The sequence below is a fragment of the Neobacillus drentensis genome (assembly GCF_036965645.1).
GTDB lineage: Bacteria > Bacillota > Bacilli > Bacillales > Cytobacillaceae > Neobacillus > Neobacillus drentensis_D.
Genome location: NZ_JBALPZ010000114.1, coordinates 11,623 through 26,797, shown reverse-complemented (window position 1 = coordinate 26,797; position 15,175 = coordinate 11,623). Strand labels below are relative to the sequence as shown.

Here is a 15,175-nt window from a genome sequence, read left to right as displayed (position 1 = left end):
ATAATCAATCAAAATAAAAAAACAGTGCGATTTCACCTGCAAATCACACTGTTTTTTTAAATTTCTATTGTGAAATGGAATTAGATTTAATCATGGTCTCATGCTCCGGCACCCTAATCAGAAGCAGGCCGCCGATGATAAACAAAACAATTAGGCTAAAAACCCCGCTATTGGTATTCCCGGTGATTTGGGCCGTAAAACCTACTAAAAAAGGACCCAGGATCGCAGCAAACTTATAAAAAATACTATAGAAGCCAAAGAATTCGTTGGCACTTTCTTTCGGGACCAGTTTAGCAAAATAGGAACGGCTTAATGCCTGAATACCTCCTTGTGAGGAGGCGACTAGCATGGCCAGAATCCAGAAATCAAGTGTGGTTTTTAAAAAATAAGCATAGATACATATCACAATATAAACAAAGATTCCCACTAACAGCATCGTTTTTCCCTTAAACCGGTCAGCCAGCTTTCCATATAGAACCGCAAATGGTGCGGCGACTACTTGCGTGGCAAACAAGATGATTAACAGATTGGTAGAGGAGATACCAAGATCAGAGCCATAGGCAGTAGACATGGTAATAATGGTATTAACGCCATCAATGTAGAAGAAATACGCAATTAAAAATAAAAAGAGCGGACGGAAAAGTCTTATTTTTTTAAAAGTCAAATAAAGCTGTCGAAACCCATTTGTAACTGGATTTGAGACGCGTTCCTTATAATAAATCTGCTTCACGTTTTTCAGCATGGGAATTGTAAATAACCCCCACCATAAGGCAGTGATGGCGAACGCTGCTTGACTTGCAGCCGCAACAGAGATTGGAAGGATCCCTTGCTGCGATAAAAGGATCAGCGCTATGCCCAATATAAACGGGATGGTACTCCCAATATAACCCATTGCATACCCTTTAGAGGAGATTTGATTCATCCGATCTTCGGTCGTCACATCAACCAGAAAAGCATCATAGAAAATATTGGTTCCTCCAAAGCCAATGACCGTCACCATATAACAGATTAAGAGAATCAGCCACTGGCTGCTTGGAACAACGGCAAGTAATAGGGTGAAGATTATTCCGAGGGCAAAGAAAAAGGTGAAGAATCGTTTTTTGAAGCCCTTGAAATCGGCAATGCTTCCTAAAATTGGGGCGCAAAGAGAGATTAACAGTGTAGCTAACGAATTGGCATAACCCCAATAGGCTGTAGAGGTAGAAGCGGCAATTCCTGCTGAATTCGCCGCTGCCTTGAAATATAATGGAAAGATGGCAGTAGTAATCAGGAGGGAATAAGCAGAGTTAGCCCAATCATAGAATACCCAGCTCTTTTCTTGCTTTGTCATCCGACTCATGTAACTTCCTCCTTTAACATTAACAGCTCTTCGATCACTTTTCCATCGGTATTACCTAAGCTGACACCTAGAAGTCTAGCAAATGTGGGACCTTCATCGATGAGACGGATGGAAGGCAAGATGACCTGCTGAATGCCTTTCCCGGCTGCCATCAAAATGGTTCCATAGTTTTCTTTTTCGGGTGAATAGCCATGGCAGGCTAACGTATATTTTTTATCTGCCCTGGCATCCTCTTTTGTAATGGTTTTGATCAAGTCCCCCTTGTAGTCTTCTAAAAAGAAAAATCCACGGCTTGCTTCTATCATAAAGGCACAGGCAGGGTCTGCCCCTCTTGCTGCTGCTTCTTCTCCGGTAATAAATGTCTCAATTCCGAAGTCCGGTTCCTCCACTAATAAATTTAAGAGATTGCGAACCGTTTGAAAAGTGTCCGCATCTTCGGGATCTTTAAGATAAATATATGCGGAGCCATCACAACTTTTACAATAGGCCTTCCAATTTATTAGCTGCCCATTTGAATTTGTGGTGATTAAGTTTTGTTTATGTAATAAGACATTGAGGTTAATCGCTTTTTGTTCATCAAGGGCACTGTGATCTCCTAAAGCGATGATGGTGGATTGTTCAAGAATCTGGGCTTCTTTTAAAGCATCTAGTATTCTCCCGAGCCGATGGTTATGACGATGCAGGGCTTGTAACGCTTCTTCTGAAGAAAAGCCATGTTCATGGCGGTGGGTATCTAAATCGGTAAAGTGGACCAATAATAGGTTAGGTTTCTTTGTTTTTATCGTATCGACAGCTGACTCAAGGACGAGATCCAATTCTGGCTGCTTGAGGCCTTTGCGGATATGACCGTAGCGTTTGTTCATCTCCCATTGAAAACGGGGTGTTCCGTTCAACAAGGAAACCAGTATTTGATTCTGCCATGGACGGTTTGCGAAGATTTCCGGCATGTTATAATCGATGTCAGCTTTTGCTGTTACGGGCCATAAGATGGCTGCCGTTGACAGGTTGGCCTTTTTAACCTCATCATAAAGGGTCGTTCCCCGGATACATTTCCGATACCAGTTCCAATCGGGTGACGCATTACCAGGCTGGAGGAGGGTATTATTGATGACCCCGTGCCGGTTTGGGTAGTTTCCGGTCACGATTGTCGCATGACAAGGATAGGTGACGGAAGGGTAGATGGATTCGACACGTTCCACCAGTGCCCCTTTGGTAAGGATGGTTTGAAAGTGTTTTAGGTCTTTTAAGATGGGAAGGTCTAAAGCCGAAAGACAGTCAAAGGAAATTATGATTAAATGGTCGGTGAGACGCTTCATATTACACCTCCTGTTAATTTTATTGTACTATGGCAGGGCGGATTGTTACAGAATATTTACAAAATTTTCGGAAAGTAGATAAATTTGCTGATAGAATACCTCAAGATGATTCTTTTTTAGTATAATGAAATTAGCAGATATTGGATGAAGAGGTGGATTGGAATCATGCCGAGTTTTCAAAGTTATTTTTTTGAAAAAGCAATTAAACTTTCTGTGAAACGGGCTGCCAAAAAAGGCGTACATCAAAAAGGTATTGAGGAACAACGGGAGTTGCTCGATGCGGCTGCCAGTAAAATCGGCAGACTCCCGAAGGAATGTCAGGTAGATTCGCTTCGAATTGAAGGGGTATATGCAGAGTGGTTGACAACTGGCACTTCTTTGCCTGATAAGGTGATTCTTTATCTTCATGGTGGTGGTTATGCACTTTGCTCTGCAAACACGCATCGGCCGCTTGCTGCAAGAATTGGGAAAGAAGCTGGAGTAAAGATTCTATTCCCTGAGTACCGCTTGGCGCCCGAACACCCTTTTCCGGCCGCGATTGAAGATGCGGTCAACGTTTTTCATTGGCTATTAAAGCAGGGATATGAAAGTAAGGACATTATTTTCGCAGGTGATTCGGCAGGAGGCGGTTTGTGTCTGGCAACGGCACTTGTCTTAAGGGATCAAAATGAGCCACTTCCGGCTGGGATTGTTTGTCTATCGCCATGGGTAGATTTAACCAGCAGCGGGGAAAGTTATCAAAAAAATGGTGAAGTGGATCCCTATTTAAGTGTGAGGGCTGTAAAGGAAGCAGCCCGAATATATGCGGGAACGGAATCCCTCGCCCATCCGCTGATTTCACCTGTTTTTGCAGACCTTACCGGATTGCCGCCTATTCTGATTCAATCAGGGACGCATGAGATTTTGCAAAGTGATGCCTTATCGCTTGCTGCTAAAGCGAAGGCTGATGGTGTGAATGTGTCGTTAAAGGTTTGGGATGGCATGTGGCATGTTTGGCAAATTAGTGGTGATCACTTGCCAGAAGCAAGAAGGGCAACTAGGGAAATTGGCCAATTTATTAAGCGGATTATGAAAGCGTGAAGGTCAGAATGCTGGCCTTCACGTTATTTTCTTATGAGCTGGTTTTGGATTGTTTCTTCAGTAAAGGAAACAAGACCGAGATTATTGGTTGTTTCAATGATGGAGCTTTTTTCAATTGATTGATAGCGAAGTTGATCCTTCCATAGGAATGGTGATAGTTCTGAATCGGCGTTGGTGTGAGTGATGGTGTAGTCAGTGGTACAAGTTCGAAAAATATCGCCTCTTTTTCTACTGTAGGCGTTGATGGCGATGACCATTTTCATTAATAAACCCCAGACTCCGGAAAAGCTCATATTTTTAAAAGGGCTGCTTGTAAATTGGTAAATGGGCAGTGTTTTTTGATTGGCAAATGTGACCGTTGCTTTAACCGCTGAAGCGTAATGAACATCTCCTGATAAAATAATCAGCGGGGATGGATTCCAAGTGGACGTGTGAGTCAGAAATTCGGTAAATCCTTTGCCGTTGTATTTCCAAGCTTCAAAATCAAACGAGGTTTGTACCTTTACGCCAACCACTTGAAAAGGGTAAACAAAATCATGTAAAAAGGATTCGATTAGCCCCATTCCATAAACGGGAGTAGCAGAAACGACAAGTAAGGGGCTCTTATTTTTCCAGCCGCTGTTCTCGAGCTTGGAGGTGATGAGTGACCATCCAGTTTGGTTTAATAGCTGTGGACAGCCTTCACTTTCTTTAATGATATGACCAAAATTAATCGGCTTTGGGGCGGTATCATAGTCGCGCATTGTCCGGGTATCAAGAAAAACGGCTTTTGGGTGGGTGGGGGCTACGTAATGCCATGAATTGAAATTCCAGAGTATATCCAGCCAATTTTTATAAAAATTGCGATGGGTGTAACCCCGGCGTAACAGTTTAAAATAGGATGTCATGGTGCTCATAAAATCACTGTCAAAGCTATCTGGCTCATTTCCCCAGCCCTGAAAAAGCCAATAGGCACAAAGACCGTTGGCTACCACATGTTTCCCCAATGGAGCGCTGTTGACGGTCATTTTCCATTCAGCCGAGAGGTTCCAGTCATCGGTGATGTCATGGTCATCAAAAATCATGTAGGTTGGAATATTTGCTAGCAATCTTCTTACACGGGTAAGCGATTCCTGAAGGGTAATCAGTGCCTCCTGCTGCTCAAGGTAGCGTTCCCTCAGCTTTTCCCTTTCTAATTTATGCTCTTTTTTATAGTTATGGTTATTAGGGAAGGTGAAATGGATGAGCTGTTGTTCTTCTGCTTCCTCAAAAGACGGTAGCAAATGCTGGTTTTGAAGGATTGCCCACAGCTCGGGATTCCAAGACAAGAGATACATCGCAGCAAATTCACCGAGTTCAATTAAATGATTTTGGGATTGAGAGGATGTAAATTGAGCGATATTTTCCATAATAAATTGCCTTCCGTTGATTTGGGATAGAGTGGTAGAATAGGGCACTTGACCGAGCCGGACATCCTGTTCAGCCAGTGGTTCAGAGTGTCCGATTAATTCCCGGCCTATGATTGAAATGGCTAGAATAAGCGGAGCGGCAACGTCATCAGCATAGATTTGGTCTCCCATTAAGAAAAGGGAATCAGGACGGGAGCCGGTATTCTGATACTCTCTTTCTAGAATCTGATCAGCTAGAGCGAGTGTATCCTGCCCTTCGCCATGAAGCTTTCGGCAGGAACCGTATAGGATATTACTTTGGCTGGTTCCGTTTTTTATCATAAAGGCAGGATATTTTAAGTTTCCGTATACAATAGAGTGTTGGTTTTCAGGGGATAGGTAGTGAAGACTTTGTAAATCGTCCGATAAGGAGTCACTGCCACGAGTAAAATGCAAATTATAGCCAATTAGGGTTTCTGTCGGAAAGGGGCCGTGTGCAGGTGTCACTTTAATTAAATGAAAGTAAAGTTGTTTTCCTGCTCTAATCGTACTGGTTTCGGTGTTGGTTTCGATCAGATGATAGGCGAACGATAGTTGATTGCTTACAGTTTCAATTTCATAAATGCTGGCATCAATCATAGTACCCCTGCTAGTCGCCATCCAAATATAAACCTCACCACACTCCACCCTCCTCACAATGGGTCCAGCCAAAACAAATGGAAACGGAATCAAACCCACCTTAAATCACCCCCTCAGATTGTAATTGGTGACAGGCACCATTTCTCATCACAGTACAATGGAAATAGTTTGTAATAATATTGCCAATATTTTTATGAGCATTTAGCATTATTGGAATTATAATGAAATTAGTATATTCGCATCTTGGTTCCAGCATGTCATCACGGTTGTTTTCTTGAAAATAAAAGGAGGGCTAATACTCATGAAAAGTTTAATTGTTTATTGCTCGTCCCATGGGACTACTGAAAAGGTGGTTGGAATATTAAGCGAGTATCTTGCAGGAGAAGTGGTTTCAGTAGATTTAAAGAAGGATAACCATAATATTGATCTAGAAAAATATGATGCCGTTATCATAGGCGGCTCCATCCATGCCGGAATGATTCAACGAAGAATTAAAAAGTTTATTCATGCCTTTCATGAGAAACTAGTAGACAAGGAACTCGGTTTGTTTCTAGTTTGCATGCGTGAGGGTGATTTGGCTGTAGAGCAATTTAACAATGCCTATCCGCAGGACTTGCGGAAGAATTCCGTTGCGCTCGGTCTGTTCGGCGGCGAATTCCTTGTTTCGAAGATGAACTTTTTTGAGAGACAAGTAGTGAAAAAGGTGGATGGGATTACCGCTGATCAATACAAATTAGATTTTGAAGCCATAAGGGAGTTTACTTCACGGTTTAATAATCTAAAGATAATGGTTTAGGTTTAGGAAGCCCATTTTGGTAGAAAACGTTCTTGCTATTGGAGAGGACGTTTTTTTTTTGCAGGAATTGATTATAAAATGTATCCTCTTTGTCCATAATGGAAAGGTCAATTTTAATGTAAGAGAGGTTTACAATGAAGATTTGGTTTAATCGATGGTTTACCACCGTTACGCATTATATGGATATGATTCGCGACAATGAGGACCATCGGAAATTTACTATTTATGGCACAAGCCCGAATAAAGATGCCCTATATTTACAAAATTGTGATTACGCTTTTGTCGAGCCTGACATTTCAGGGGATGAGTATATCGAGTTCTGTCTTGATTTTTGCGAGAAACATGGAATCGATATTTTTATCCCGCGCAAAGAAAATGTGCTGATTTCAAAGCGATTGGCGGAATTTGAGGCGTTAGGAGTGAAGGTCCTAGTTTGTCCTGATGCAGCTCTTATGGAAACCATGGATAACAAGGCTGCGGCCTATGAAACCTTCACTAACGGCGCTCCTATTTTTTCGATCCCAGATTATGAAATCGTTAATACAATTCATGATTTTAAGCTGGCTTACACATCGCTTAAGGAAAAGGGGCACACAGTTTGCTTTAAACCAGCAATTGGGGAAGGGGCAATGGGTTTTCGGGTTATCAAGGAAGAAATGGAATCCATCCATCATTTATTCCACAGTGGAGGCGGCTATCGAATCTCCTATGACCATGCCTGTGAGGTCCTAGGGCAGCAGGAGGCTTTTCCTGATTTAATGCTATTGGAGTACTTAGAAGGCAGGGAATATAGTATTGATTGCGTGGCATCACAGGACCAATTGTACGCTGCCATTCCGCGGATGAAAGGGGATGGACGTGTCAGGGAACTTGTTGAGAGTGTAGAACTGATTGAGTTAGCACACAAATTTCACCATGAGTACCGATTACCATTTGTATTTAATATACAGGTGAAATACAGCAAAGGGGTGCCGAAACTGCTTGAGATCAATCCGCGAATGAGCGGAGGCTTGCATTTCAGCTGTCTTTCTGGGATTAATTTTCCGTACATGGCTATTAAGATCTTATTAGGGGAGAAAATTCATCCTTTAAAGCCGAGGTTTGGTATTAGGGCAAGTCATCTTGAAAAAGAAATGATTTTAAAATATGACGATATTAGTTAAAACAAAGAGCAGGTCTGCTTCTAAAAGCGATAACCTGCTCTATCTGTTTATTTATAAAAAACTTTATCAATATTGTATTTAGCATGAAGTGTATTAATGATGTAGGTCTCATAGATTTCCCGTTCCATCGGTTCTTCGACCACCAATACAGCAATCTTATAGACTTCGTCGCGATACGCCTTGATTGGTGAAACTGTATCTTCAAAGTGGCGCTTTACCCGAGGTCGCAGCTTTCTTGCTTTGCCTACAAAAAGCAGGTCATCATTGGCGTTGAAAAATAGGATGATGCCGCCCTTGTCACGGGGGATTTTATTATAATCAGTAAAACCGTAGACACTGCTTAGTGGGGCTTCGACTTTTTCGCCGACTTGTCTGCTTTTTGTAATGACGATATCTGGATTTGGTATTTCAATTTTTATCATAAGATGATTCGCTCCCTGCTTAAATATAAACGGCTAAAAGTTTAGCCAAGAGTTCATTATAGCATATCCTGCCAGTTTAGGTTCGACTTTCTTAATTTAACCATTTTTCTCAATTTGAAACCGATTTTTTGTGTCGGTTGTTATGTGTTAAAAGTAGTAAAACCTATTTAATTTTTGTAGAATAAAGGAAGGTATTGGAACTTTTTTATGGTTCCAATCGTCTTGCCTGAGTTTCAGTTTCATATTAAATAGTGGAAAGGGTGTTAGTATGGCAATTTCATTGTCTAAAGGTCAAAAGGTCGATTTAACAAAAACGAATCCTGGTTTATCGAAGGTTATTGTCGGTCTGGGCTGGGATACCAACCGTTATGATGGCGGGAACGATTTCGATTTGGATTGCAGTATCTTTTTGTTAAATGCCAATGGTAAGTGCGCTTCTGAAAAGGATTTTGTTTTCTATAATCAGCTTGAAGGCGGAAATGGTTCCGTTGTACATACAGGTGATAATCGTACTGGTGCAGGAGACGGCGACGATGAGCAGGTAAAAGTTGATTTAGCCGCTGTTCCGGCCCAAGTGGAACGGATTTCGTTTGTGATTACCATTCATGATGCGGAAGCAAGAGGCCAAAATTTTGGACAAGTTTCTAATGCTTTCTGCCGTGTCGTCAATGAAGAAACGAATCAAGAAATTATTCGGTATGATTTAGGGGAGGATTTCTCCATCGAAACGGCGATTATTGTAGGAGAACTCTACCGCCACAACGGTGAATGGAAGTTCTCTGCAGTCGGATCAGGTTACCAAGGCGGACTCGCCCGGATTGCTACTGACTTTGGCTTGGATGTAGGTTAATAAGAAAAGCGCAAGGCGCCTGGAGCTGGACATTCCTCGAAGTTAAAACCTTATATACTTATCTCACAAAAAAAGGACGAGAAGAAAAAAATTCTTCTTGTCCTTTTTAATGGTTTGTTTCTACTCAATTCATAGTGTTAATGGTGACAGGCACCATTAGAGGCTGCCAATAATCGCTCGCGGCAAAATGTTCCTCGTTATTAGTCATAACGTGTCAGATTGTGGTATGGTAAATAAGTTAGTGAATCAGCTGTTAGAGGTGACTGTTTGATGAAGTATTTGCTTAAGACACAAATATTTGCCATATTAATTACATTTTCTTGGATTGTTTATTTAGTTGTTTTAGCTTTCCTGGATCAGCCAGACCGTGCCCTCCGGTGCATAAATTCATTTGTGTTTGGATTGGCAATTATTTTAGCCGTAATTTATTTTGTTTTAACAAAGTATCTGCTGGGGAGAAACTGGTCCGCTCTTCTATTAGTCCTAATTTCTTATCTTCTACTTTATAAGCCGATCTTTCAGGAAATTTTATTAAGAATAACCAATGAAAGTTATGGAAGTATTATTAAATTCCTTTCCTTATCCACTGGAACTGTCCATTTTCTCGCCGTCGTCATCGGTATGGGGTTTGCAATTCTCTTTTCCAGGCCGCAGGTCAATAACTAAAACAGCAAAAGGATAAATACCCGATTTTTTGCGGCGGGTATTTATCCTTTTTTTTTAAACTAGTTTTCCTGGATTGCGGATCAAGTGTACACAGGGAATGGACAGTGTCCACGTTTGGTGTCAGGCACCAAAAAAAGTTACCAAAAAAGGCACCAAAAAAGATAGCAAAAGGGCACCAAAAAAATAATGTAGAAATTTATCCGTATTTTTCAGAAGGTTTTGTTTTTATAATGAAGATAGATGGATATGTTGAGGGAGTGAGGGAAATGGAGACGAACACGGGGAAAGGCCGAGTGATTCAGAACTTTACTGGATCACAGTTGCATGCGAAGGGCTGGATTCAAGAGGCAGCTCTTAGGATGCTAATGAATAATCTGAATCCAGAGGTAGCGGAGCGGCCTCTGGACTTGGTCGTATACGGAGGGATCGGCAAGGCGGCACGTAACTGGAAGTCCTATGATGCGATCGTTAAAACACTATTAGAATTAGAAAATGATGAAACATTGCTCATCCAATCCGGTAAACCTGTAGCTGTATGGAAATCCCACAAGGATGCACCTCGTGTTTTACTTGCTAACTCCAATCTTGTTCCTGCATGGGCAACATGGGAGCATTTTCACGAGCTAGACCAAAAGGGGCTAATGATGTACGGCCAGATGACTGCAGGGAGCTGGATTTATATCGGCAGCCAGGGAATCGTCCAGGGAACCTATGAAACTTTCGCTGAATTAGCGCGGCAGTCATTTGGCGGTTCATTAAAACATACGATTACACTAACGGCCGGTCTTGGGGGGATGGGTGGGGCACAGCCGCTCGCCGTGACCATGAATGAAGGGGTCTGCCTAGCGATTGATGTTGATGAGACGAGAATTGACCGGAGAATCGAAACCGCTTATCTTGACATAAAATCTAAAGACCTTGATGAGGCCTTGAAATTAGCACTAGAAGCCAAGAAAAAAGGAAAGCCCATCTCGATCGGTCTTCTTGGTAACGCTGCCGAAATCTTGCCTTTATTGATTGAAAAAGGGTTCACACCCGATATATTAACGGACCAAACCTCTGCTCACGACCCGCTAAATGGCTATATTCCGGCAGGATTTACACTCGAAGCTGCGGCAACACTGCGAGCCAGAGAATCTGCCAAATATGTAAAACTAGCTAAACAAAGTATGGCGGCACACGTAAAGGCAATGTTGAAAATGCAGGAAAAAGGTGCCGTTACATTTGATTATGGCAACAACATCCGTCAAGTGGCCAAAGACGAAGGCGTCGAAAATGCCTTTGATTTCCCAGGCTTCGTGCCGGCTTACATCCGCCCGCTCTTTTGCGAAGGAAAAGGACCATTCCGTTGGGCTGCCCTCTCTGGTGACGCCGAGGATATTCGGAAAATTGACGAAGTCCTCATACGTGAATTTAAAGAGGATCAACATTTATGCAAATGGATCAAGATGGCCCAAGAAAAAATCAGCTTCCAAGGACTCCCGGCTCGAATATGCTGGTTAGGCTATGGGGATCGTGCCAGATTCGGAAAGCTTATTAATGATATGGTGGCATCCGGTGAAGTTTCCGCACCCATCGTGATTGGACGCGATCATTTAGATGCAGGTTCTGTCGCATCGCCCAACCGGGAAACAGAGGGCATGAAAGATGGCAGTGACGCCGTGTCCGACTGGCCGATTTTAAATGCTCTGATGAATGCCGTTGGCGGCGCCAGCTGGGTTTCCGTTCACCATGGCGGAGGAGTTGGAATGGGGTACTCACAGCATGCCGGGATGGTCATTGTCGCAGATGGCACCAAGGAGGCAGAAATCCGCCTGCAACGGGTACTAACCACTGACCCGGGAATGGGAGTCGTTCGACATGCCGATGCCGGCTATGAACTAGCCATCCAAACTGCAAAGGAAAAGGGCATCAAAATGCCCATGCTCGACCACAACTAAATAAAGAGAGTTGGTGAAGCCGATGGGCAAGGCAATTTTTATAAGGAAGGCAGCTCAACTCGTAACACTAAGGGGAAGTTCTGGTGCTCCGCTTGTTAAAGAGGGTATGTCTGAGTTAGGCATCATTGAAAACGGCAGCGTATGGATTGAGAACGGAATGATTCAAGCAGTTGGCAAGGACGAAGTGCTTTTTGAAAAATTTGCTGGACAGATCCATCAGGCTGATGTAGTTGATGCGACAGGCAAGCTTGTCACACCAGGACTCGTCGACCCCCACACACATTTAGTTTTTGCTGGCAGCAGAGAAGACGAATTTAACATGCGGCTTAAGGGTGCCGCCTATATGGAAATCATGAATGCTGGAGGAGGCATCCATGCTACAACGAGACGGACAAAGCAAGCCGCACCTGAGGAGCTTTTTCAAGAAAGCTATACTCGCTTAAACCAATTCTTACTCCACGGCGTTACAACGGTGGAAGCAAAGAGCGGATATGGGATGGAATGGAAAACGGAACGCAAACAGTTGGAAGTAGCAAAACAGCTGAATGAGCAGCATCCTATTGAGGTTGTGTCGACGTTTATGGGGGCGCATGCGGTACCGATTGAATATAAGAACAATCCAGAAGGATTTGTAAAGATAATAGTGGAAGAAATGATCCCAAAGGCAGCGGAACTTAAACTGGCAGAGTTTAATGATGTTTTCTGTGAGCAGGGGGTGTTTACTCCAGAGCAAGCACGCACAATACTTGAAGCAGGGAAGGTCTATGGGTTAATTCCGAAACTTCATGCCGATGAGATTGAACCTTATGAAGGGGCGGAGCTTGCGGCTGAAGTGGGGGCCATTTCAGCTGACCATTTGTTAAAAGCATCAGAAAAGGGCCTAAAAGCAATGGCAAAAAAAGGAGTCGTCGGAGTCCTGCTGCCTGGGACCGCCTATTTTTTAATGGCGGAGTCGGCAAATGGCCGTAAAATGGTTGACCTAGGGGTTCCGGTAGCGGTATCAACCGATTGTAATCCTGGCTCTTCCCCAACCGTTTCTTTACCATTTATTATGAATCTAGCATGTTTAAAAATGGGGCTGACACCAGCAGAGGTGATCACATCTGCAACCATCAATGCAGCACATGCAATTGGACGTGGACAGGAAATTGGCAGTTTAGAAGTGGGCAAAAAAGGTGATGTTACCATTTTTAACGTGGAGAATTATATGAAACTCCAATACTCTTATGGGATGAATCATACAGATACAGTAGTCAAAAGTGGCAAAGTCGTGGTAAAGGGAGGGCGGTTGGTTGAAGAGCTTTCTCTATCCTAAATTGAATCCGCCAAGTTTTATATGGGTAAAGTCTGAAGAAACCACCGAAGTAACGAAGATTCATGAATGGATTCGTCCGCTCACCACGGATTCTAATCCAGAACAAACCAGAAATTCGGATATTGTTGTAGTAGGAGTACCGCTCTCTCGTTCATCCATTAGTCCCTCCGGTGCCTCGGAATTTCCAGATGCATTTCGGCGTGCTTGGAAGGGATTCACAACTTATAACGTCGATGAAGACCTCGATTTAGCAGAAATGACGGCGCTGGATGTGGGGGATGTTCCGATGCACGTAACCGACATCCGCCGCTGTCATGACAATATTGTGGAAGCATCGGCAACGATCCATCGGAATTTTACAACTTCAACTGTGGTGGCAGTGGGTGGCGATCATTCGATTACGGCGATGATGGTAAAGGGGTTACATTGGGCCAAACCGCGTGAGGAAATCGGAATTCTTCAATTGGATACGCACTTCGATTTAAGGAGTCTGGCTGACAATGGGCCGACTAATGGAACACCGATGCGGAACTTGATCGAAAGTGGCATGGTGGAAAGTTCTAACCTTTACAACATTGGCTTACATGGCTTTTTTAATACGAAAGAATTAAAGCAGTATGCAGATGAAAAAGGGGTGAATTTTTTTACCCTTCGCCAGGCAAGAAAGAGAGGAATCGAAGCAACAGTAAGTCAGTGTTTAAATGAGCTTGCTGGTAAAGTTGATATCATATATTTGACCGTTGACATGGATGTCCTCGATATTGCCTATGCCCCAGGGGTCCCGGCTGGAACACCAGGCGGAATGACAACAGCGGAACTCCTTGACAGTGTCCTAACAGCTGCGATGCATCCAAAAGTAAAAGCCATCGACATCGTCTGCCTCGATCCACTAAAAGACACCCATGTCCAGCAGACCGTGAAACTTGGCACCCACGTCTTTTTAACTTTTCTAACAGGGATAATGCTCCGAAAGGTGACAGGCACCGATAAGGAGATAAACAACTTAACTAACTGACAAATAATCAAGAATGGCCAACTATAGTTCCCACTCCTTAGGAGGGGAAGTGGTTGGCCATTCTTTTTTCGTTTTTTTGGACAGATGCCTTTACCATTTACCGGCTACTTGAATTAACTATAGTAGTCGCTAAAAGATATGGTTTTTAGCATTGTCGAATTTATAGAGCTATCTATTAGACAAGCACCTATGAATGGAAGAACGGGATTAATAGGTTGATAAACTGGCTATCAACCGCTGTTGTTAGCCGGTGAGAGTATATTAGTGAGATAGGAGGAAAAATGTGGATACAAATCAATTAGAGAAGTGGATTAAAAAAATTAAAGTAAGGAATTTGGAAAATGCAGATGTAGAGGTGGAAAATAAATCTCCGTTAGTGATGCTGGGAAAAGGGAGACAAGGGGCGGTCTTTCAAATAACAGACGATATCTGCGTGAAAGTCTTCGGCAATGAAGAGGATTGTGACCGAGAACATTACGCCTTATCCCTTGGACAGCAGACAGGTCTTTTCCCGCAGATTCATGCCAAAGGCCGGCTATATGTCGCTATGGACATAATTAGGGGTGTCGATCTACGAGAATATTTATTATCGCAGCCTCTGACCCCGGAGCTTTCTTCTAAATTAATAGAGATGCTTATTACGTTTAAAGAGATTGGGTTTCAGCGTATTGACCATCATAAAAGGCAAATTTTCATTCAGCCTGACGGGAATTTAAAGGTGATTGATGTTGCAAGGACAGTCTGGCGTGACCGCGTCTACCCATACCCTCGTAAATTATTAACATCTCTGGGGGAGGAGAATAAAGACATATTTTTAGTACATGTGCAAGAAATGGCACCAGAGTTGTATGCGGAATGGGAGCACTATATGCGAATGGAAGACATGTCCCGTTCGATCATGCAAAACCTTCTCCCGGAAAATAATGATAAACAAAAAGTGAAAGAGCTTAGCAAACAATTGTTATCTACAAACGATGAGGCAAAGTATATCAATCAGCTTGAGGGCTTAGTACAAAAGGTTTTTAAAGAGGAGTGGGTGAAGGTAATGCTTGCCCGCGGTGCCGACCCTGAAAAAGTTATGGAAAAAATTGATGAGTATATGGAAAATAACACAACCCGAGAAACCTCTGGACCTAATAAAAAATCAGATTACTCTTCAGTCAGCCGCTTCTCTTGGGAAGTGCCAAACAGTCATTCAGGTAAGCAGCAAGTAAAGAAGCAATATGATGGTGAAAGAAATAACAAACGAGATGAACGAAATCGTAAT

General features: G+C 42.9%; 13 protein-coding genes. 9 read left to right on the top strand and 4 right to left on the bottom strand.

Features of this window, described 5'->3' with window-relative positions:
- Positions 1-64: 64 nt before the first annotated feature.
- On the bottom strand, positions 65-1,339 hold the full coding sequence (locus V7266_RS20340; protein ID WP_335470417.1) for an MFS transporter: 1,275 nt from the start codon (positions 1,337-1,339) through the stop codon (positions 65-67).
- Positions 1,336-2,655, bottom strand: a complete 1,320-nt coding sequence (locus V7266_RS20335; protein WP_335470416.1) for an alkaline phosphatase family protein — start codon at positions 2,653-2,655, stop codon at positions 1,336-1,338. Before V7266_RS20335 ends, V7266_RS20340 begins: the two co-directional genes overlap by 4 nt.
- Before the next feature lie 165 nt (positions 2,656-2,820).
- Here V7266_RS20335 and V7266_RS20330 point away from each other — a divergent pair, with 165 nt between their 5' ends.
- Positions 2,821-3,735, top strand: coding sequence for an alpha/beta hydrolase (locus V7266_RS20330; RefSeq protein WP_335470415.1), 915 nt, complete (start codon positions 2,821-2,823; stop codon positions 3,733-3,735).
- A 23-nt stretch (positions 3,736-3,758) separates the two neighbouring features.
- On the opposite strand, the gene V7266_RS20325 is transcribed toward V7266_RS20330, so the two are convergent.
- Positions 3,759-5,840, bottom strand: coding sequence for a hypothetical protein (locus V7266_RS20325; RefSeq protein WP_335470414.1), 2,082 nt, complete (start codon positions 5,838-5,840; stop codon positions 3,759-3,761).
- A gap of 202 nt (positions 5,841-6,042) precedes the next feature.
- On the opposite strand from V7266_RS20325, the gene V7266_RS20320 reads away from it, so the two are divergent.
- A complete protein-coding gene (locus V7266_RS20320; RefSeq protein ID WP_335470412.1) occupies positions 6,043-6,537 on the top strand; it encodes a flavodoxin domain-containing protein in 495 nt (164 codons plus the stop codon).
- A gap of 134 nt (positions 6,538-6,671) precedes the next feature.
- Positions 6,672-7,700 (top strand): ATP-grasp domain-containing protein, encoded by a 1,029-nt coding sequence (locus tag V7266_RS20315; protein ID WP_335470411.1) that lies wholly within the window; start codon positions 6,672-6,674, stop codon positions 7,698-7,700.
- Positions 7,701-7,747: 47 nt separating this feature from the next.
- On the opposite strand, the gene V7266_RS20310 is transcribed toward V7266_RS20315, so the two are convergent.
- Complete coding sequence (locus tag V7266_RS20310; protein WP_335470409.1) at positions 7,748-8,122, bottom strand: nucleotide excision repair endonuclease; 375 nt, start codon at positions 8,120-8,122, stop codon at positions 7,748-7,750.
- 268 nt (positions 8,123-8,390) lie between these two features.
- On the opposite strand from V7266_RS20310, the gene V7266_RS20305 reads away from it, so the two are divergent.
- The 6 genes from V7266_RS20305 to V7266_RS20280 form a co-directional block, all read left to right on the top strand.
- Positions 8,391-8,972, top strand: coding sequence for a TerD family protein (locus V7266_RS20305; RefSeq protein ID WP_098527522.1), 582 nt, complete (start codon positions 8,391-8,393; stop codon positions 8,970-8,972).
- A gap of 270 nt (positions 8,973-9,242) precedes the next feature.
- Positions 9,243-9,638 carry a hypothetical protein gene (locus V7266_RS20300; protein WP_335470407.1) on the top strand — a complete coding sequence of 132 codons (396 nt, stop codon included), beginning with the start codon at positions 9,243-9,245 and terminating at the stop codon, positions 9,636-9,638.
- Between the two features lie 266 nt (positions 9,639-9,904).
- Positions 9,905-11,578 (top strand): urocanate hydratase, encoded by a 1,674-nt coding sequence (gene hutU, locus V7266_RS20295; protein WP_335470405.1) that lies wholly within the window; start codon positions 9,905-9,907, stop codon positions 11,576-11,578.
- A gap of 22 nt (positions 11,579-11,600) precedes the next feature.
- A complete protein-coding gene (hutI, locus tag V7266_RS20290; protein WP_335470403.1) occupies positions 11,601-12,893 on the top strand; it encodes an imidazolonepropionase in 1,293 nt (430 codons plus the stop codon).
- Positions 12,871-13,908 carry an agmatinase family protein gene (locus tag V7266_RS20285; protein ID WP_335470401.1) on the top strand — a complete coding sequence of 346 codons (1,038 nt, stop codon included), beginning with the start codon at positions 12,871-12,873 and terminating at the stop codon, positions 13,906-13,908. Before hutI ends, V7266_RS20285 begins: the two co-directional genes overlap by 23 nt.
- Positions 13,909-14,191: 283 nt before the next feature.
- Positions 14,192-15,175, top strand: a 984-nt coding sequence (locus V7266_RS20280) for a hypothetical protein (protein WP_335470400.1), incomplete at its 3' end; no start/stop codon positions are given.

Excerpts from the sequence above, each read along its gene's own strand:
- V7266_RS20340 (WP_335470417.1), bottom strand. The coding sequence starts at position 1,339 with ATGAGTCGGATGACAAAGCAAGAAAAGAGCTGGGTATTCTATGATTGG.
- V7266_RS20335 (WP_335470416.1), bottom strand. The coding sequence starts at position 2,655 with ATGAAGCGTCTCACCGACCATTTAATCATAATTTCCTTTGACTGTCTT.
- V7266_RS20330 (WP_335470415.1), top strand. The coding sequence starts at position 2,821 with ATGCCGAGTTTTCAAAGTTATTTTTTTGAAAAAGCAATTAAACTTTCT.
- V7266_RS20320 (WP_335470412.1), top strand. The coding sequence starts at position 6,043 with ATGAAAAGTTTAATTGTTTATTGCTCGTCCCATGGGACTACTGAAAAG.
- V7266_RS20315 (WP_335470411.1), top strand. The coding sequence starts at position 6,672 with ATGAAGATTTGGTTTAATCGATGGTTTACCACCGTTACGCATTATATG.
- V7266_RS20310 (WP_335470409.1), bottom strand. The coding sequence starts at position 8,122 with ATGATAAAAATTGAAATACCAAATCCAGATATCGTCATTACAAAAAGC.
- V7266_RS20305 (WP_098527522.1), top strand. The coding sequence starts at position 8,391 with ATGGCAATTTCATTGTCTAAAGGTCAAAAGGTCGATTTAACAAAAACG.
- V7266_RS20300 (WP_335470407.1), top strand. The coding sequence starts at position 9,243 with ATGAAGTATTTGCTTAAGACACAAATATTTGCCATATTAATTACATTT.
- hutU (WP_335470405.1), top strand. The coding sequence starts at position 9,905 with ATGGAGACGAACACGGGGAAAGGCCGAGTGATTCAGAACTTTACTGGA.
- hutI (WP_335470403.1), top strand. The coding sequence starts at position 11,601 with ATGGGCAAGGCAATTTTTATAAGGAAGGCAGCTCAACTCGTAACACTA.